The 18,370-nt window shown below is 67.1% G+C and carries 13 protein-coding genes; 5 read left to right on the forward strand and 8 right to left on the reverse strand.

The features are described from left to right. The first annotated feature begins 36 nt into the window (after positions 1-36). Together H0P51_RS05705 and H0P51_RS05710 are read left to right on the forward strand one after the other, a co-directional pair. Entirely contained in the window at positions 37-666 is a 630-nt protein-coding gene (locus H0P51_RS05705) for a P-loop NTPase family protein (protein ID WP_180917022.1), read from the forward strand. Positions 667-704: 38 nt separating this feature from the next. Then, positions 705-2,246: a Y-family DNA polymerase gene (locus H0P51_RS05710; RefSeq protein ID WP_180918770.1), complete on the forward strand. Its 1,542-nt coding sequence runs from the start codon at positions 705-707 to the stop codon at positions 2,244-2,246. A gap of 141 nt (positions 2,247-2,387) precedes the next feature. On the opposite strand, the gene H0P51_RS05715 is transcribed toward H0P51_RS05710, so the two are convergent. Together H0P51_RS05715 and H0P51_RS05720 are read right to left on the reverse strand one after the other, a co-directional pair. Further along, positions 2,388-2,696, reverse strand: a complete 309-nt coding sequence (locus tag H0P51_RS05715) for a WhiB family transcriptional regulator (protein WP_425489014.1) — start codon at positions 2,694-2,696, stop codon at positions 2,388-2,390. A 443-nt stretch (positions 2,697-3,139) separates the two neighbouring features. Continuing rightward, positions 3,140-4,072, reverse strand: a complete 933-nt coding sequence (locus tag H0P51_RS05720) for a nucleoside hydrolase (protein ID WP_180917024.1) — start codon at positions 4,070-4,072, stop codon at positions 3,140-3,142. Positions 4,073-4,105: 33 nt separating this feature from the next. Here H0P51_RS05720 and cmaA1 point away from each other — a divergent pair, with 33 nt between their 5' ends. Beyond that, a complete protein-coding gene (gene cmaA1, locus H0P51_RS05725) occupies positions 4,106-4,969 on the forward strand; it encodes a cyclopropane mycolic acid synthase CmaA1 (protein ID WP_180917025.1) in 864 nt (287 codons plus the stop codon). A gap of 48 nt (positions 4,970-5,017) precedes the next feature. Here the strand turns inward: cmaA1 and H0P51_RS05730 are convergent, their stop codons facing one another. After that, positions 5,018-7,033 (reverse strand): SDR family oxidoreductase, encoded by a 2,016-nt coding sequence (locus H0P51_RS05730; protein ID WP_180917026.1) that lies wholly within the window; start codon positions 7,031-7,033, stop codon positions 5,018-5,020. A 62-nt stretch (positions 7,034-7,095) separates the two neighbouring features. After that, positions 7,096-7,809 carry a histidine phosphatase family protein gene (locus H0P51_RS05735; RefSeq protein ID WP_180917027.1) on the reverse strand — a complete coding sequence of 238 codons (714 nt, stop codon included), beginning with the start codon at positions 7,807-7,809 and terminating at the stop codon, positions 7,096-7,098. 103 nt (positions 7,810-7,912) lie between these two features. Here H0P51_RS05735 and H0P51_RS05740 point away from each other — a divergent pair, with 103 nt between their 5' ends. Continuing rightward, positions 7,913-8,785, forward strand: coding sequence for a MaoC/PaaZ C-terminal domain-containing protein (locus H0P51_RS05740; RefSeq protein ID WP_180917028.1), 873 nt, complete (start codon positions 7,913-7,915; stop codon positions 8,783-8,785). On the opposite strand, the gene H0P51_RS05745 is transcribed toward H0P51_RS05740, so the two are convergent. The 4 genes from H0P51_RS05745 to H0P51_RS05760 form a co-directional block, all read right to left on the reverse strand. Then, positions 8,782-10,158: an APC family permease gene (locus H0P51_RS05745; protein ID WP_180917029.1), complete on the reverse strand. Its 1,377-nt coding sequence runs from the start codon at positions 10,156-10,158 to the stop codon at positions 8,782-8,784. The two genes, H0P51_RS05740 and H0P51_RS05745, sit on opposite strands and share 4 nt — an antisense overlap. 63 nt (positions 10,159-10,221) lie before the next feature. Next, on the reverse strand, positions 10,222-12,204 hold the full coding sequence (locus H0P51_RS05750) for a PE family protein (protein WP_246398418.1): 1,983 nt from the start codon (positions 12,202-12,204) through the stop codon (positions 10,222-10,224). A 147-nt stretch (positions 12,205-12,351) separates the two neighbouring features. After that, positions 12,352-13,464, reverse strand: a complete 1,113-nt coding sequence (gene otsB / locus H0P51_RS05755) for a trehalose-phosphatase (RefSeq protein WP_180917031.1) — start codon at positions 13,462-13,464, stop codon at positions 12,352-12,354. Between the two features lie 32 nt (positions 13,465-13,496). Further along, on the reverse strand, positions 13,497-14,768 hold the full coding sequence (locus H0P51_RS05760; protein ID WP_180917032.1) for a wax ester/triacylglycerol synthase domain-containing protein: 1,272 nt from the start codon (positions 14,766-14,768) through the stop codon (positions 13,497-13,499). Positions 14,769-15,008: 240 nt separating this feature from the next. On the opposite strand from H0P51_RS05760, the gene H0P51_RS05765 reads away from it, so the two are divergent. Next, positions 15,009-18,299, forward strand: coding sequence for an error-prone DNA polymerase (locus tag H0P51_RS05765; RefSeq protein ID WP_180917033.1), 3,291 nt, complete (start codon positions 15,009-15,011; stop codon positions 18,297-18,299). Positions 18,300-18,370 lie beyond the last annotated feature (71 nt).

The following is an 18,370-nucleotide window of genomic DNA, read 5'->3' on the forward strand; positions in this document are numbered from 1 at the left end:
CATACTTTCGAATTTTGCTCTGCCGGGAGGCTGGTCATGACTGCGGCTTTTGCCTCCGGCCACCGTCAGGAAAATCGTGTTGAGCAGCTTAAACAGCTGCGTCAAAAGATTGCCGCGTTATCCGGTAAGCAGGCTGTGCCTACGGAGGACCCGGTACCGCAAGGGCAGGGACTGGTACCGCGAGGAGCGGTGGCGGTGTTGTCGGGCGCGCGGTCTCTGCTGCTGCGTATGGTCGCCCAGGTGACGGCGGAAGGGGGCAACGCCGCCATCGTCGGTCAGCCCGATATTGGGTTGCTGGCCGCGGTGGAGATGGGGGCGGATCTGAGCCGGCTCGCGGTGATCCCCGATCCCGGTAGCGATCCGGTGGAGGTGGCCGCGGTACTCATCGACGGCATGGATCTGGTGGTCCTCGACCTGGGTGGGCGCCGGGTGACGTGGACCCGGGCGCGGGCGGTAGTGGCCCGCGCCCGCAACCGGGGATGCACCGTGCTTGTTACCGACGGGGAGTGGGAAGGGGCCTCGACCCGACTGGAGGCCCGGATCTGTGGCTACGAGATCACTCCGACTCTCGGGGATGTGCCCGCTCCAGGGTTCGGACGCATCAGCGGGGTGCGGCTGCAGGTGTGCGCCAATGGGCGGACGATCGGTCGATCGCGGACCGGGTGAGTTCGGTGGTTGCTTCTCGTGTGTTGGCGATCTGGTGCATGGACTGGCCCGCGGTCGCGGCCGTCGCGGCCGCGGGGCTGTCCGCGACTGCCCCGGTCGCGGTTACTTTGGCTAACCGGGTGATCGCCTGCTCGGCGACGGCTCGGGCCGCCGGGGTGCGGCGTGGGCTGCGGCGCCGTGAGGCGGCGGCCCGATGTCCGCAACTACACATAGCAGCCGCCGATACGGACCGTGACGCCCGGTTCTTCGAAGGGGTGATCGCCGCGGTGGACGATCTTGTGCCCCGCGCCGAGGTGTTGCGGCCCGGGCTGTTGGTGCTACCGGTGCGTGGGGCCGCCCGGTTCTTCGGGTCCGAGCAGCAGGTGGCCGAGAAGTTGATCGACGCCGTGGCAGCGGCCGGCGCGGAGTGCCAGGTGGGGATCGCCGACGGGTTGTCCACGGCCGTCTTTGCCGCGCGCGCGGGCCGTGTCGTGGACCCGGGAGGAGACGCGCGGTTCTTGGCGGCGTTGTCTATCCAGCAGTTGGCCACCGAGCCGAGCCTGTCCGGTCCCGGACGTGACGAGTTGACGGATCTGTTGTGGCGGATGGGGATTCGCACGGTCGGGCAGTTCGCCGCCTTGTCGCGTACCGATGTCGCGTCCCGGTTCGGGCCAGACGCGGTGATCGCCCACCGGTTTGCTCGCGGCGAGTCCGAACGCGGCCCCTCCGGTCGTGAGCCGGCTGCGGAACTCGACGCTGCGCTGGACTGCGACCCCCCGATCGACCGGGTTGATGCCGCGGCATTCGCCAGCCGCTCACTGGCCGCCACGCTGCATCAGGCGCTGCTTGCCGCCGGGGTGGGATGCACCCGGCTGGCCATTCAGGCCATCACCGCCACCGGCGAGGAGATGGAACGGGTGTGGCGGTGTGCCGAACCGTTGACCGAAGAGGCCACCGCCGACCGGGTGCGGTGGCAGCTGGACGGTTGGTTGAGCCATCGAATCTCGCGGGGCCGCCCTCTTGACGCCCCGGTCACGTCGTTGCGGCTACAGGCCATCGAGGTGGTCTCCGCGGAGGCACTGCAGTTGCCGCTGTGGGGTGGCCTGGGTGAGGAGGATCGGCTTCGGGCCCACCGGGCACTGGTGCGGGTGCAGGGTCTGCTCGGTCCGGAAGCGGTGCGGGTGCCCGTGCTGTCCGGTGGTCGGGGGCCGGCCGAGCGCATAACGTTGACTCCGCTGGGGGACGAGTTGGTGCCTCAAGCCGATCCTCGTCAGCCCTGGCCTGGACAGCTGCCCGAGCCCTCGCCGTCGGTACTGCTGGACGATCCGGTGGAATTGCTTGACGCCCAAAGGAATCCGATCCGGGTGACCAGCCGGGGGATGTTCTCCACTGACCCGGTACGGCTGGTCCTGCGTGGCCAGGACGAGCGGGTGCGCTGGTGGGCCGGGCCGTGGCCGGTCGATGAGCGATGGTGGGACGACCGGCCCGGACAAGGGAGTAGTAGCCGCGTTGCCCGGGCCCAGGTGCTGCTGGAGAGCGAGCGTGCGCTGTTGCTGTGTTACCGGCAAAGGAGGTGGTATTTGGAGGGAATCTACGAGTGACCTGCGCTCCAAGTTCCGCAGTGGACCAGACAGCCAGATCCATCCAAGAGAACCGTTGTAGCGCAGGGGGCTTCGTTAGCGCGCGCTAGTAAACGCAAAATCACCGTAACAGTAGCGTAATAATGAACGAGGGATGAACCGCTATCCGGCGGAGCGCCTCCGACGCTTGTCCAGGAAGGTCGACCAGGACACCACCTCGGGATGCTCCTTGAGCAAGGCTCGGCGCTGCCGCTCGGTCATGCCGCCCCAGATCCCGAACTCGACCTTGTTGTCGAGCGCATCCGCTCCGCACTGCTGCAGAACAGGGCAGTGACGGCAGAAGTTGGCGGCTTTGCGCTGGGCGGCCCCGGTGACGAACAGTTCGTCTGGATCTTTGCTCCTGCACAAGGCTTTCGATACCCAGGCTCGATCCCCGGCGTCCTGGGCACTGCTTGCTGCGACAAGGTTCAGCGGCCGAGCGGCCGGTCGTGGTCCTAACACGAATGGTTCCCCTTGGTATCCAGGCCGCGCGGTGCGACCACCTCCCCGCGATGTAGACCCCTGTGACCAATGCTTCGTTGCCTTGTCGCGTCACCCGTGATCCGCATCTCACCGATTTTCTAAAGGTAGGGGTCAAGTGACAATTACGCAACAGTTCAACACCAAATTCTGGGACGAATGTGCCATCTTTTGGTATGATATCGGGCCTGGCAGCTTAACTATCGGTTTGTTAGCGTTCGGCGATCCCCGGGCCAGGTCAATCCGGGGGGTGCGACACTCGGCAGTCCTTCAGTGGAAGCGTTGGGGTTCATCTAACCGGTACGGTCAACGACCACGGACACCAAGTTGGGGTCGGCCAGAAACCAAGGCCCGGCGGCCTTGGGGGCGGATCCTCGCTGCGGTGACTCCGGGATTCAGCCGAGCCGATGCGCCAACGACGCCAGACGATCGACCAGCCGTTCGAAGAACACCGCCGGATCGACGTCGGTCGCTATCCGCGCGTTGGGTTTCCGGCAACCAGACCAGTCGGCCACTGCCACCCCTCGGCCGGATTCGACATCCACCGTCGCGGGTCGCGTAGATACCAGCGCCGGGTCCAGGGCAACGCCGGCGGCCAGCGGGTCGTGTAGGTACGCCAGGTACCCGTCGCCGCGGTCGCGATGCACCGCGAAGTCGAACCGCAGCGAGTCGTAGATGAACTGCCTCAGAGGCCCGGACCTTGCCGCGCCGAGGAGCCGGGCCAGGAACTCGGGAGTCATCACCATCTGGCGGGTCAGATTCAGCCCGCACACCACCGGGAGTCGCGCCCGCCCCGCAAACGCCGCGAACACCTCGGCCGTCGCCGTAGGATCCACCCGCAAGTTCCACTCCGGTGCCGGCACGTCGCCGAAGTTGCCTCCCATGATCACCAACCGCCGCAGTAACGTCGGCAACTCCGGCTCGGCGCGCAGCGCCAGCGCCAGGTTGGTCAACGGTGCGGTGGCTAAGCCGATCAGCTCGCCCCGATAGGCGCGGGCCGCGCTCACCCATGCCGCCGCGGAATCGTAGTCGGTGACACGGCGGGTACTGGGCGGCAACTTGGCATACCCTAAACCACTGGGGCCGTGGGGAGTTCCACGATCGGGCAGCTCCGTACTCAACGGTCCGTCGGCGCCGCGAGACACCGGAACATCGGCGGCGCCGCACAAATCGAGCAACCCGAGGTTATTCGCGCACACCTGGTCGACCCCGACGTTACCGGCGCTCGATCCGACGCCTACAAGTTCCACATCCCGGCTCGCCAGCAGGTAAATCAGGGCGATCGCATCGTCGATGCCGGTGTCGACATCGGCGAAGACGGGATCCACCGCCGCCAGACTACCGACCGTTACGCTGGCCTGATGCCCGATGAGCTGGAGCCGCATTTCGAAGACGTCCAGGCGCACTACGACCTGTCCGACGACTTCTTCCGGCTGTTCTTGGACCCCACCCAGACCTACAGCTGCGCCTACTTCGAGCGCGAGGACATGACGCTGGAACAGGCGCAGATCGCCAAGATCGATCTCGCGCTGGGCAAGCTCGGCCTTCAACCGGGCATGACGCTGCTCGACGTCGGTTGTGGCTGGGGCGCGACCATGATGCGTGCGGTGGAGCGCTACGACGTCAACGTCGTCGGGCTGACCCTGAGCAAGAACCAGGCCCAGCATGTCGAGCAGCTGTTCGCCAAGTCCGGGAGTTCGCGTTCCAAACGTGTTCTGCTGCAAGGCTGGGAGCAGTTCGACGAACCCGTCGACCGGATCGTGAGCATCGGGGCGTTCGAGCATTTCGGCCACGAGCGCTACGACGCGTTCTTCACGCTCGCACACCGCTTGCTGCCGCGGGACGGAATCATGCTGCTGCACACCATCACCGGGTTGCACCCGATGGAAATGAAGGAACGGGGCATGCCGTTGTCCTTCGAGTTCGCCCGATTCGTCAAATTCATTGTCACGGAGATCTTTCCCGGTGGCCGACTGCCCTCGATCCCGATGGTGGAGCAGCGCGCCACCGCCAACGGATTCACGGTGACCCGGGTTCAATCGCTGCAACCGCATTACGCCAGGACCCTCGACATCTGGGCAGCCGCGCTGGAAGCGCACCGGGATCAGGCCATCGCGCTGCAATCCGAGGAAGTGTACGAGCGGTACATGAAGTACCTGACTGGCTGCGCCAAGATGTTCCGGATCGGCTACATCGACGTCAACCAATTCACCTGCGAGGCTTGATGACGGCGACCCGCCGCCGCGTCGTAGCCGCGATCCCCGCGAGAGTAATCACCAATGCACGCCGGGCAGGAGCCGCACCGCCCGGCGGACCGGCCGCGGTGCGGCCACTGTCCTGAGCGCGCGCACCGGGCGCTTAGGACGGCGTCGCGGCGACGGTGGCGAACTTTGTGCGACAGGGGCTTCGGCTTCGGTCACCCCGCGAGCGGCCGCCGAATCGGGGTAGCCCAGATAAAGCTGATGCAGAATCCTTCGCGAGAGCCGGGGCACGAAGTAGTTGCCCGCCTCGGCCAGGGTGCCCATCGGGGTGTCAATCCGTCCGGGCTTCTCGACCAGCCCGCGTACCACCATGGCGGCCGCGCGCTCGGGGCTGATGGCCGGGACCGGGTTGAGCCGCTTGGACGGCGCAATCATAGGCGTACGCACCAGCGGCATATGGATGTTGGTGAAAGTGATGTGGTCGGACAGCGTCTCGGTGGAGACTACGTCGGCGAATGCGTCCAGGGCCGCCTTGGTGGGCAGATATGAGCTGTACTTGGGATTGCGCGCCTGCACGCCGGCGCTGGAGACGTTGACGACGTGGCCGAACCGTCGCTCCCGCCAGTGCGGCAACAGCGCCAGCACCATCCGTACCGCGCCGAAGTAGTTGACCGCCATCACCCGCTCGTAATCATGTAGGCGCTCAGTGGAGTTGACCACCGAGCGGCGGATCGAGCGTCCGGCGTTGTTCACCAGGTAGTCGACGTGGTCGAACCGGCCCAGGATGTCCTTGATGGTGTGCTCCACCGACGCCGAGTCGGTGACGTCGCAGGTGAAGGCGTAGGCCTGGCCGCCGTCGGCGCGGATGTCGGCCACCAGTTGGTCGAGCGCCTCGGCGTTGCGGGCCAGCGCGAACACCGTTGCGCCACGGGCCGCGACCGCGATGGCCGACGCCCGGCCGATCCCACTGGACGCGCCGGTGATGATGACGTGCCGTCCGACCAGAGCCCCGTTCGGGTCGTCGCGGCGGGCCCGGTCGGGATCGAGGTGCTCGGCCCAGTAACGCCACAGCTTTGGCGCGTAGGCCGCGAACTCGGGAACTGCTATCCCGGTGCCCTGCAACGCTTTTTGCGTCTCGTCGCTGACGAACGTAGGTGCGAGGTCGACCACGTCGAGCACCTCGGCGGGAATGCCGAGTTGGGTGGCCGCCATGTTTCGCACCACCTTGGCGCGCCCGCTGACCTTCAGCACCGAGGTGGCCACCGACCGGGGTAGCGCTCCACGCAAGGGCGGCAGACCGGCCTCGCGTGCGATGCCACGGTAGATGCCGCGCAGGCCGATGGTCTTGGGCGCGGTCAGATGAAATGTGCGCTGGTCGAGACCGTCGGCGTGGATCAGCGCGACCATCGCGTCGGCCACGTAGTCGACCGGGACGATGTTGGTGCGACCGGTGTCGGGCAGCATCAGCGGCGTGAACCGGGGTAGTACCGCGAGCATTCTCAAGACACCGAAGAAGTAATACGGCCCGTCGATTTTGTCCATCTCGCCGGTGCGTGAATCGCCGACTACCACCGCGGGGCGGTAGATGCGGTACCGCAGCCCCGATGCGGTCCTGACCAGGGCCTCGGCCTCGAACTTCGTCTGGTGGTACGGCGTCGGCAGCTGCTGGTCGACGTCGAAGTCGGCCTCGGTGTATTCGCCGCGGAAGTCGCCGGCCACCGCGATCGACGAGACGTGGTGCAGGGTGGCGTCGAGTCGCTGGGCCAGCGCAATAACAGCGCGAGTGCCATCCACGTTCGCCGACCGCTGCTCGGCCAAGCCCGCGGTGATGTCGTAGATCGCCGCGCAGTGCACCAGGTGGTCGACCCGCCCCAGCTCGGCAGTCGTCTGCTCGCTGAGATCCAGCCCGGGCAGTTCGCCGACCAGCGGCTTTACCCGGTCACCCCACGTCAAGGAAAGGCGCTCGAAGCGCCCCAGCGACGCGCGCCGGACCAACACCCATACCTGGGCATCGGGATCGGAGTCCAGCAGACGGGCAACGACTCGGCGACCAATAAACCCGGTACCGCCGGTAACGACATACCGCATGCAGCTCATCGTGGCCGCAGCACGGCGCCCGCGTCAACCCCTATGTAATCAAGTAATCAAAGTCAGCCGAAGCTGCGCACACCGTCCCACTCGACCAGCGTCCACCCGGTGATCGGGTTCCCGCTGACCACCACGCGTCCGACGTTGGGCAACGGATGCGTGCTCAGCAGGGTGGTTTTGGGGTTCTTGACGTTCATCAGCGTCCACACCATGATCGCGTTCCCTTGCGAAAACACCACAGGCTTGTTGTGACCGCTGTCGTAGATCTTGCGGATCGCGCCGGAAAACTGCGAATTGAAGTTGGACCCGTTGATCGAGCCGGGGATGGTGTTCTCCACGTCGCCGTCCACCACCCAGTGAGTGGGCGCCAACATGTAGGTGCTGTTCGACATCGACTCCGGCTTGCCGTTGTACCAGCCGGCGTTGATCGACCGCAGGCCCTGCACGACCTCGGCTTGCCGGCCGATACTGCCGGCCAGCGGGGCCGCGGTCTGCTCGTCGGCGGCCATCGGCGAGGTATAGATGCTGTCGAAGTCGTGGTGACCTTGGTGGGCGAGCTGCTGAGCCTGCCCCTGCCCGTCTGGGGTGAGGCCGGGACCGGGTTCGGCGGTGTCGATGATCCCGTCGGCATTGGCCTGGGACTGCGCATTGCGGATCAAGGTCAACGTGATGCTGCGCGCCTGCGGGCCGCCGCCACCGCACGCGCCGACGAGTAGCGCCGCGACAAGCACGGCTAAAACTTTGGGGCCCGTCCAGAACATGCTGCGCTTCGCCATGGCGATAGCCTGCCCTGCCGATGCCTTCGGTGGGAAGGGTTTGCGAGGCTTAGGTCACACAAATGACGTGATTTGGTGATTTCGGGACCACGAGGAGATCTACATGGCGATTGACCCCAAGGCCGTCGGCGCGACCACCGAACCCCAGGTGTTCGAGTGGAACGACCGCGACACCCTGCTATACGCGCTCGGAGTCGGAGCCGGTGTCGACGAGCTGGCTTTCACCACCGAGAACAGCCACGACATCCCACAGCAGGTGTTGCCGACTTACGCGGTGATCTGTTGTCCCGCATTCGCGGCGGCCGGCAAGGTCGGCTCGTTCAACTGGGCCATGCTGCTGCACGGCTCGCAGACCGTCCGGCTGCATGCGCCGCTGCCGCCGGCCGGAAAGCTGTCGGTAGTGACCGAAGTTGTCGACATTCAGGACAAGGGCGAAGGCAAGAACGCCGTGCTGATGCTGCGCGGCGTTGGCACCGATCCGGACGGCGGCGCGGTGGTCGCCGAGACGCTGACCAACCTGGTAATTCGGGGCGAAGGCGGGTTCGGTGGCGAGAAGGGGGAGCGGGCCGCGGCTCCAGAGTTCCCCAACCGCGAACCGGATGCACGGATCGACCTCCCCACTCGCGAGGACCAGGCGCTGATCTATCGGCTGTCCGGGGATCGCAATCCGTTGCACAGCGACCCCTGGTTCGCCACCAACCTGGCCGGCTTCCCACGCCCGATCCTGCACGGCCTGTGCACTTATGGCGTGTCGGGCCGCGCGCTGGTCTCGGAGTTGGGCAATGGCGTCGCCGCCAACATCACCTCGATCGCCGCCCGGTTCACCAAACCGGTGTTCCCCGGCGAGACGTTGTCCACGTCGATCTGGAAAACCGAGCCGGGTAAGGCCCTGTTCCGCACCGAGGCATCGGGCGCCGAGGGTTTGGGTGCGCGCGTGGTGCTCGACGACGGCGAGGTCGAGTACATCGACGGTTAGCGTGCGCCGGTTCGATTGACGGACCGGTAGTAGCGGACGTAGGCCGCGGCGGGTACCACCACAAAGGTGAGCGCCAGCAACACGATCGAGAAATAGTTCGCGCCGCCTTGCGGCGTGAGTACCAGCGTGCGGTAGTCGAAGGACACCGCCAACGCCACCGAAACCACCACCGCCGCCACCGGTAACACCTTGTCGGTAAACATATTTCGCCTGATTGCTGCTTGGTCTGGTTTACGCGCGAGTTCCATCAACGCGATCGGCACGATGATGAACTGGATGAACCGGGCGATTACGGCCAGCCCGATCAGGCTGTCGTTGTCGAAACGCAGCGCCAGCGGAAACGCCAGCGCCAGCGCAGCGGTAACGCCGAACGCCGCCATCGGTACCCCGAACCGGTTCTTGCGGGAGAGCCGTAAGGGCAGAGTTCCGGTGTCCGACAATGCCGACCACAGCCGCGGCGCGCCGAACGAGGCCGCTACATTGATGCCGAACATCGACACCAAGGCGCCCAGCACGACGATGGTGCGCAAAGGCTCGTTTCCGATTGCGGCCGCCAATTTCACCGTGTCGTGCGATTCGACGATCCGGCGCGAGCCCAGCAGCATGGCCACCGTCACCGCCAGCACGTAGACGACGCCGACGGCGGCGATGGCTAGCGGGATGGCCCGGGGCAGGTTGCGTTCCGGTGCGTCCATCTCCTCGGCGGCGTTGGCGATCGACTCGAAACCGGTGAAAGCATAAAGGGCCGCCACGGTCGCAAGGACCAGACCGCTCAGGGTGCTCTGACCAACTTGGACGAAACCCAGCAAAGCATACGGCGCCGGGCGGTAGACCTCCGGGGAACTGGCGTCCGCGTAGTTGTTGACGTGCAGGGTCGCGACGATCCAGAGGCCGCCGAGGATGAACACCGAGAGCGCGAAAACCTTTCCCAGCGTCGATATTCCATTGGCCCACCGAATCACCCGATTGCCGAACAGGTTGATGGTCAACAACACCGCGACGAAGCCCAGGAAGGTCAGCGTCTTGACGCTAAAAAAATCCGTGTCTTGAGACCAATGCCGTTGTGGAAAAAGAACTTTCAATAATGTGGAGACGAATAGCGACGCCAGTACGCCCCAGGCGATCGAGGCGATCACCGCGTGCGTGACGCCGACATAGATGGCCAGGCGCTGGCCGAACGCGGCATTGGTATAGGCGTAGGAGGCGCCGTTGGTCTTGACGTAACGAGCGGCCGTGGCAAAGACCATCGCCATGGTGGCGGCGAACAACCCGGCCAAGACGTAGGCGAGCGGTGCCAGGGGGCCGGCGAGTTTGATCACCGCACCTGGGGTCAGGAAGATGCCCGCTCCGATGATCGCGTTGATCCCGAGCATGACAACGCTGAAGAAGCCGAGCTTGCGGATCGCACGCCCTCCTTGACCGCGGCCGGCCCAGGGTCAGGGCTGGTCGACTCCGTTCGTACCACGGGTGCCCAGCAGCAGCCCCGCTGAGCCGCCGAGTCCGCCTGTCCCGCCCACGCCAGGGCCGCCGACCCCGTTGCCGGCTGCGCCGCCGTCGCCACCGTTGCCGCCATCGCCGACCAGCTGCGCGTTGCCACCGGCACCGCCGTTTCCGCCGCGGCCGCCGGTGGTGCCGTTCGCGCCGGCTCCGCCAACTCCGCCGTTGCCGCCGTCACCGAACAGGGCGGATGTGCCGCCAGCGCCGCCATTGCCACCATCGCCGCCGGTGCCGCCGCCACTTCCGCCGTTGCCGCCACGTCCGCCATCGCCGATCAGCCCGCGCGCGGAGCCGCCGGATCCGCCGTTGCCGGCGTTGCCGCCCTTGTCGAATGCAGACTGGGGGCCGCCGTCTCCGCCGCCGCCACCCGCTCCGCCATCCCCGGCGACCCAGCCGCCGGCGCCCCCGCCACCGCCGGCGCCCCCCGTACCGGCGTCGCTGAAGTAGCTACCCTTGCCGCCGCTGCCGCCGCCACCGCCGCTACCACCCGCGCCGAACAATCCGGCGTCGCCACCCAATCCGCCAGAGCCGCCGGCGCCGCCTCGACCGTCTTGGAGAGCATCGCCACCGGCCCCGCCGAATCCGCCCGCACCTCCGTTGCCGAGCAGTAGCGCACCCTCGCCGCCGGACCCGCCCGCACCGCCGGCACCCGCCGAACCCGACGCCAGCGCGGTGATCTTGCCACCGGCGCCGCCAGTGCCGCCGCTGCCGCCATTGCCGTAGAGCCAGGCTGCGGACCCGCCGGTGCCGCCGATGCCGCCCGCCCCGCCCCTGCCGAAGCTGCCGTTGTTCACCCCGCCAGCCCCGCCGTTGCCGCCCGCTGCGCCGTTGCCGACAAGCCACCCCGCGGCGCCGCCCGAGCCACCGCTGCCTCCGGCGCCGCCGATGCTTTGTTCGTCATTGATGGTGCCGCCGATCCCGCCGTTGCCCCCATGTCCCGCGGTGCCGAATAGCCAGCCGCTCGCGCCGCCGGCGCCACCGCCGCCGCCCGCCCCGCCGACCTGACCCAAACCGGTGACGTCGCCGCCATTGCCGCCTAGCCCGCCGACGCCGCCGTTGCCGCTCAGCCAGGCCCGGCCACCGGCCCCGCCGGTGCCGCCAACCGAAGTGTCCAGGTTGGTGCTACCGGCGCCGGCGTTGCCGCCGCTACCGCCCGATCCGGCGTTGCCGTGCAGCCAGCCGCCGTCGCCGCCAGCGCCGCCGGCCCCACCGTTGCCGCCGGTGCCCCCACTAGTCCCGTTCCCGTGGCCGCCCGCTCCGCCGTCGGCGCCCGAACCCCACAGGCCAGCACTGCCGCCGGCACCCCCGGCGCCCCCGTTGCCGCCGGGAGCGGTTGCGGTACCACCGCCGCCGCCAAGTCCTCCGTTGCCATAGAGCCAGCCGCCATTGCCCCCGGCGCCCCCGGCCGCGCCCGCCCCGCCGGCGCCGCCCCGCCCCCCGTTGCCGATCAGACCGGCTGAGCCGCCCGCACCGCCCGCCACACCGGAGGTGGTGCTGTCGCCGCCGTTACCGCCGTTGCCGATCAGCAATCCACCGGCCCCGCCGGCCTGTCCGGGCGCACCGTTGGCGCCGTCACCGATCAATGGACGGCCCACCAGCGCCATGGTGCGTGCATTGATATCGTCGAGCAGACTCTGCGCGGTGGTGGCCTCGGCGCTGGCGTAGGCTGCGGCGGCACCGTTGAGGGTCTGCACGAATCGCTCGTGCAGGGCGTTCGCCTGCCGGCTGAGGGTTTGGTAGGTCTGGGCGTACTGCCCGAACAATGCCGAGACTGCAACCGAAATCTCGTCCGCGGCGGCGGCTGCCAGCTGTGCCGTCGGCACCGAGGCTGCCGCATTCGCGGAGCTGATCACCGATCTGATACCGGCCAGATCGGTTGCTGCAGTTGACAATGCTTGCAGGTCGGTGACTACAAAGGACAAGGCTCTACCTCCCGCGGTTACGGCGCGATGGTAGCGGGGCAACCGGTCCTCGGGGGTGGGATTGACGCATTGCGTCGCCGAATTCATAGGAAGTGCGATACGCGGCAGCTATCCGCGGAGCGCGAGGCTGCAGCCCACGCCGCCTCGCTACCTGGGATCGAGTTGGCGTGCCAATCGATCGGTGAACTCGGCGACCGCGGCCGGACTTTCCAAGGTGTACTCGGCGGCTGTGGCACGATCGCCGTCGTCGCTGTGCCGCACCATGATCGGCACCCCGTCTTCGCGGATCGCGTCGAATGCGTCCTCGTCGGTGATATCGTCACCGAGGTAGATCGGCAGCAGGGACTCGCTTCCCGGGCCTAGATGCTCGATGACCCAGCGCAGTGTTTTTCCCTTGTCCCAGTCCAGATCTGGGCGTAGCTCGATGACCTCGCGTCCGGTCGTCACACGTAGTGCGTCGCGGCGGCCCGCGGTGCGCACCGCCGCGGACACCTCGCCCACTCGATCCCGTGCCGCGTTGCGGTAGTGCACCGCGACGCCGAACCGCTTGTGTTCCACCACAACGCCGGGTATGGAGCTGAGCCGTCCACGTAACTCGGCGGCTGCCTGTTCGAGAACCGGTATGGCCGCGGCCGCGTCCTCATTCTGGTGGTGAGTACCGTCCGGCGCCGTGAGCTCGAAGCCGTGACTGCCGGCGTACCAGATACCAGGCAGGCCGACACGTTTGGACACATCGGCGAGGTCGCGCCCGCTGAGGATCGCGACCGGGCACCGCGCCGCTAGCTTTTGGAGCGCCTCCGGCACCCCGTGGGCAGGCCTGGCCGCGTCGGGATCGTTCACGATCTCCGACAGGGTGCCGTCGAAGTCGAAGAAGACTGCAGTTGAACCGGCGATTTGGCTCAGCACGTCCAGGGCATCGGGCAGCTCGGAGATGCGCTTGTCTCCGGTGCGGACGCGGATTTCATCGGTACTGGTGACCACCGCGTCCGCAGCACCAGCGTCGCTCCCGACCCGGATCACCAATGCGAATCCGCCCGCCCGGGCAGCGTCGACACCCGAGTCTTCGGCGGCGACGACGGCGCAACGTTCCGGGCGCACCCCCAACTGCTCGGCCTTCGCGACGGGCGCGCGGCCGTCGGAGATGAAGCTGCCGGTGCCGAGGTGGATGTCGCGTAACCGGTTCTCGACCGTTTCGGTGCAGGCCAACGCCGTGTCAAACAGAACGGCGTCGATACGTCGCGGATCGATGGTGACCGACATGGACCCACCTTCTCACGGGTGGGCAATCGACATCAGGGGCGGCGCGCTCGCAGCGGCGATGGCCGCGACGGCGCAGCACCATTGGGCAGGGCCCGTGGGGAGCGCCTGCGCCGGCGCGCGAAGGGCACGACCGAGTTTTGGGTAAGTGCCGCCAGCCGGGTCATGCCCGCTTCGATGCCCGCGGCCAAGTGCTCGAGCATGGGTGCGCCGTCGTAGTCGGCGGTGAGGCCGAACACCAGCTCGTCGCCGTAACCGAACACCGCGACTCCGGTGCTGAGCTGGGGGGCAGTCGGTGGGATTGGCAGCAACTCCACGATCTGCCGGCCCATCAGCGTCAATGGTCGTCGCGGTCCCGACGCATGGCTGGCCAGCGTCACGACACGGCTGCGCGATGCGCCGGTAAGCACTTGAATTGCCTTGTTGCACAATGCTAATGGTGAATATCCAGTTGGGAGCGCGCCGTTCTGCAGGGCGGCGGTGTGCACCGCCCGCAGTTGCATCACGGGGTCGTCGTGGTGTACCGGCAACGGCGAGAGCACCGATCCCACAGATCTCAGCGAATCGGCCCGTGGTCGCTCGCCGCGGCGGAGCAGCGCGGTCCGGAAGCCCTCGGCGACGGCCGCCAGTGCGACATCGTCGGGACTGACTCCGAACTTTCTGGCCACGTCCTCGGCGGTGGCGCGGGGGACCCGGACCGTGCGGTAATGCCTCAGCGTGTTCTGCGAACCGACCGGAGAGGTCAACGCCGCTATGTTGCCGGCCGCGGCGACAAGGCCGATCGTGGTCCCAGTGACGACCCCCGCCGCGGCCTTGACGACGCCGAATGGCGCCCGCAGCAGGGTATCGGGCCAGCTGAGATGAGCGGAATTGGACGGCGAAACCTGTTTCGGCACAAGCGTGTTGGCGAACATGCCGGCGCCGCCGTCGCAGAGCCGGGCGAACAGTTGAGCGGCCGGCGCCATGCTGTGGTGGGCCTTGATCAAGATCGCCCAGCGATCGTCGGCGACTCGCTCGATGATCCAGCACTCCCACTGCGGACGCGCCGGATCGAGGGGGCGTTCCAGGGCGTGGGCGATGGCGCGGGACAATTCGGCGTCGTCGCCGGGTGGTGGCAGCGACACCCGCTGGATATGGCGTGCGGGGTCGAATTCGGGCTCGATGTGTTCAGCCAGCAAAGCCGTGATGCGGTGGTTGTCCGGAGCCGGCCCCGCCAGAAGGGCCGCGGCTCCCATCGCCATGCTTGGGTAGCGGGCGCGTCCGGGACTGCCGATGGGCCCCGCCTCCAGTGTCGCCAATCGTGCCATGCTCTGCCCCCACCTGTTTTTTCAAGTTGTACCAGTATTGGTGTGGGACGGCTGCTTCGGTAGGCCCGGCAGGTTAACAGTGTGTTGTCCGAATAAAGATAGCTTTAACAGCGCAGATGGCTTGTCGAGGTTTGTTGTTCGCAAATTGTTTCGGTCACGTTCGAAAGCTGTTCCGATGGTATGTCCCCAGGCGGCGCCACAGCCCTCCTTGCTCGAACAAATGTTCGATATATTGCAGGCATGGGTTGGTACCACGGTCCGCCGAGTTGGGCCGAAATGGAGCGAGTTCTGGACAGCAAGCCGCGCCATGCCGGCGAGCCGGTGCCGGCCGGCCCGCCTGATCCGTCCCTGGATGCGCCGCAATCGCACACACGTGGCTCATATAAAGCAAAACCGGACGGGCAACGGGTCCGCTCGTCCGTCGCGTATGCCGAATTGCATGCGCATTCGGCGTACAGCTTCCTCGACGGGGCCAGCACGCCGGAGGAGATGGTCGAGGAGGCCGCCCGGCTGGATCTGCGCGCGCTGGCGCTGACCGACCACGACGGCCTGTACGGGGCGGTGCGGTTTGCCGAAGCCGCCACCGAGTTGGGCGTGCGCACGGTGTTCGGCGCCGAACTCTCCTTGAGCTGCCAGGCTCGCACCGAGGAGCCAGACCCGCCAGGTCCGCACCTGTTGGTGTTGGCTCGCGGTCCCGAAGGGTATCGGCGGCTGTCCCGGCAGTTGGCTGCGGCGCACCTTGCCGGGGGCGAGAAGGGCAAGCTGCGCTACGACCTCGACGCACTGGGCGAAGCAGCCGACGGCCACTGGCACATTCTCACCGGATGTCGCAAAGGGTCTGTGCGCCAAGCGCTTTCCAGTGGAGGGCCCGATGCTGCGCGTCGCGCCCTGGCCGACCTGGTGGATCGGTTCGGGGCGCACCGGGTGAGCATCGAACTGACCCACCACGGTCAGCCTCTCGACGACGAGCGCAACGCGATGCTCGCCGGGTTAGCCCCGCATTTCGGGGTCGGTGTGGTGGCCACCACCGGAGCGCACTTCGCCCATCCGTCGCGGCGCCGACTGGCTATGGCGATGGGCGCGATCAGGGCCCGTCAATCCCTGGACGCTGCCTCCGGCTGGCTGGCCCCGCTGGGCGGCTCGCACCTGCGCTCCGGGCAGGAGATGGCGCGGCTGTTCGCCCAGCGGCCGGATGCGGTCACCGCGGCCGCCGAACTCGGGGAGCAGTGCGCGTTCGGCCTGGCGCTCATCGCGCCGCAGCTGCCGCCGTTCGACGTCCCGGCCGGGCATACCGAGGACAGCTGGCTGCGGGCACTGACTATTAGGGGCGCCGCCGATCGCTACGGTCCCGCCGAACGGGCACGCAAGGCGTACGCTCAGATTGAGCACGAACTGAAAGTTATTGCGCAACTGAAATTTCCGGGATATTTCCTGGTGGTGCACGACATCACCCGGTTCTGTCGCGACCACGACATCCTGTGCCAGGGCCGGGGATCGGCGGCCAACTCTGCGGTCTGCTATGCCCTCGGTGTTACCGCCGTAGACCCGATCGCCAACGACTTGTTGTTCGAGCGGTTCCTGTCGCCCGCCCGTGACGGGCCACCCGACATCGACATCGACATCGAGTCCGATCAGCGTGAGAAGGTGATCCAGTACGTTTACGACAAGTACGGCCGTGACTACGCCGCCCAGGTGGCCAACGTCATCACCTACCGCGCCCGCAGCGCGGTGCGCGACATGGCACGTGCCCTGGGTTTCTCGCAGGGACAGCAGGATGCGTGGAGCAAGCAGATCAGCCACTGGTCGGGCCAGCCTTCCGATATCGAAGGCATTCCCGAGCAAGTGGTGGATTTGGCAAACCAAATCCGAAATCTGCCGCGGCACATGGGTATCCATTCCGGAGGTATGGTGATCTGCGACCGTCCGATCGCCGACGTGTGCCCGGTGGAATGGGCCCGCATGGAGAACCGCAGCGTCCTGCAGTGGGACAAAGACGACTGTGCCGCAATCGGTTTGGTGAAGTTCGACCTGCTGGGGCTGGGCATGCTGTCGGCCCTGCACTATGCGCGGGATCTGGTGGCCGAGCACAAGGGCATCGAGGTGGACTTTGCCCGGCTCGACCTGTCCGAACCCGCGGTGTACGAAATGCTGCAGCGGGCCGATTCGGTCGGGGTGTTCCAGGTGGAGTCGCGCGCGCAGATGGCTACCCTGCCGCGACTGCGGCCCCGGGTCTTCTACGACCTGGTGGTGGAGGTCGCGCTGATCCGGCCAGGGCCCATCCAGGGTGGGTCGGTGCACCCTTACATCCGGCGGCGCAACGGACTGGATCCGGTGGTGTATGACCACCCGTCGATGGAGTCGGCACTGCAGAAGACGCTGGGGGTGCCGCTTTTTCAGGAGCAACTGATGCAACTCGCGGTCGACTGCGCGGGCTTCTCCGCCGCCGAAGCCGATCAATTGCGCCGCGCCATGGGATCCAAGCGCTCGACCGAACGCATGCGCGAACTACGCGATCGCTTCTACGACGGCATGCGCCGGTTGCACGGTGCCGATGACGAGGTGATCGAGCGGACTTACGAAAAGCTGGAGGCGTTCGCCAACTTCGGCTTCCCCGAGAGTCACGCGCTGTCGTTCGCGTCGCTGGTGTTCTACTCGTCGTGGTTCAAGCTGCACCATCCGGCGGCGTTCTGCGCCGCTTTGTTGCGCGCCCAGCCGATGGGTTTCTATTCGCCGCAATCACTGGTGGCCGATGCGCGCCGGCACGGGGTGTTGGTGCATGGTCCGTGTGTCAACGCCAGCCTGGCTTCCGCGACGCTGCAGAACGCGGGAACGGAGGTACGCCTCGGCCTGGGTGCAGTGCGCCATATTGGCGACGACCTGGCCGAGAAACTGGTCGACGAACGAAAAGCCAACGGCCCCTTCGTTTCTCTGCTCGACCTGACGACCCGGCTGCAATTGAGCGTGCCGCAGACCGAGGCGTTGGCGACGTCCGGGGCGCTGGGCTGCTTTGAGATGTCGCGCCGGCAGGCGCTGTGGGCGGCCGGGGCGGCGGCCACCCAACGGCCGGACCGGTTACCGGGGGTGGGCTCGTCGTCACACATCCCGGCGCTACCCGGGATGAGCGAGCTGGAGCTGGCCGCCGCCGACGTGTGGGCCACCGGTGTCTCCCCGGACAGCTATCCGACCCAGTTCCTGCGGGCCGACCTCGACGCGCTAGGGGTGATACCGGCGGTGAAGTTGGGGTCGGTGTCCGACGGGGACCGGGTGCTGATCGCCGGGGCGGTGACACACCGGCAGCGGCCCGCCACCGCCCAGGGGGTGACGTTCGTCAACCTCGAAGACGAGACCGGCATGGTCAACGTGCTCTGCACGCCAGGAGTGTGGATGCGGCACCGCAAGCTGGCGCAGACGTCGCCGGCGCTGCTGATCCGCGGTCAGGTACAGAACGCCAGTGGCGCGGTGACCGTGGTCGCCGAACGAATCGGTCGGATCAATCTTGCCGTCGGCTCGAAGTCCCGGGATTTCCGATGACCACAAGTTCGGCAAACCGCGGATCTTTGTGTTTCATCTGCACTTCACTGACCACTTTGCCTTCGCCACCA

The sequence above is a fragment of the Mycobacterium vicinigordonae genome (genome assembly GCF_013466425.1).
GTDB lineage: Bacteria > Actinomycetota > Actinomycetes > Mycobacteriales > Mycobacteriaceae > Mycobacterium > Mycobacterium vicinigordonae.

Excerpts from the sequence above, each read along its gene's own strand:
- H0P51_RS05735 (WP_180917027.1), bottom strand. The coding sequence starts at position 7,809 with ATGGCGAAGCGCAGCATGTTCTGGACGGGCCCCAAAGTTTTAGCCGTG.
- H0P51_RS05740 (WP_180917028.1), top strand. The coding sequence starts at position 7,913 with ATGGCGATTGACCCCAAGGCCGTCGGCGCGACCACCGAACCCCAGGTG.
- H0P51_RS05705 (WP_180917022.1), top strand. The coding sequence starts at position 37 with ATGACTGCGGCTTTTGCCTCCGGCCACCGTCAGGAAAATCGTGTTGAG.
- H0P51_RS05760 (WP_180917032.1), bottom strand. The coding sequence starts at position 14,768 with ATGGCACGATTGGCGACACTGGAGGCGGGGCCCATCGGCAGTCCCGGA.
- H0P51_RS05730 (WP_180917026.1), bottom strand. The coding sequence starts at position 7,033 with ATGCGGTATGTCGTTACCGGCGGTACCGGGTTTATTGGTCGCCGAGTC.
- cmaA1 (WP_180917025.1), top strand. The coding sequence starts at position 4,106 with ATGCCCGATGAGCTGGAGCCGCATTTCGAAGACGTCCAGGCGCACTAC.
- H0P51_RS05745 (WP_180917029.1), bottom strand. The coding sequence starts at position 10,158 with ATGCTCGGGATCAACGCGATCATCGGAGCGGGCATCTTCCTGACCCCA.
- H0P51_RS05765 (WP_180917033.1), top strand. The coding sequence starts at position 15,009 with ATGGGTTGGTACCACGGTCCGCCGAGTTGGGCCGAAATGGAGCGAGTT.
- otsB (WP_180917031.1), bottom strand. The coding sequence starts at position 13,464 with ATGTCGGTCACCATCGATCCGCGACGTATCGACGCCGTTCTGTTTGAC.
- H0P51_RS05710 (WP_180918770.1), top strand. The coding sequence starts at position 705 with ATGGACTGGCCCGCGGTCGCGGCCGTCGCGGCCGCGGGGCTGTCCGCG.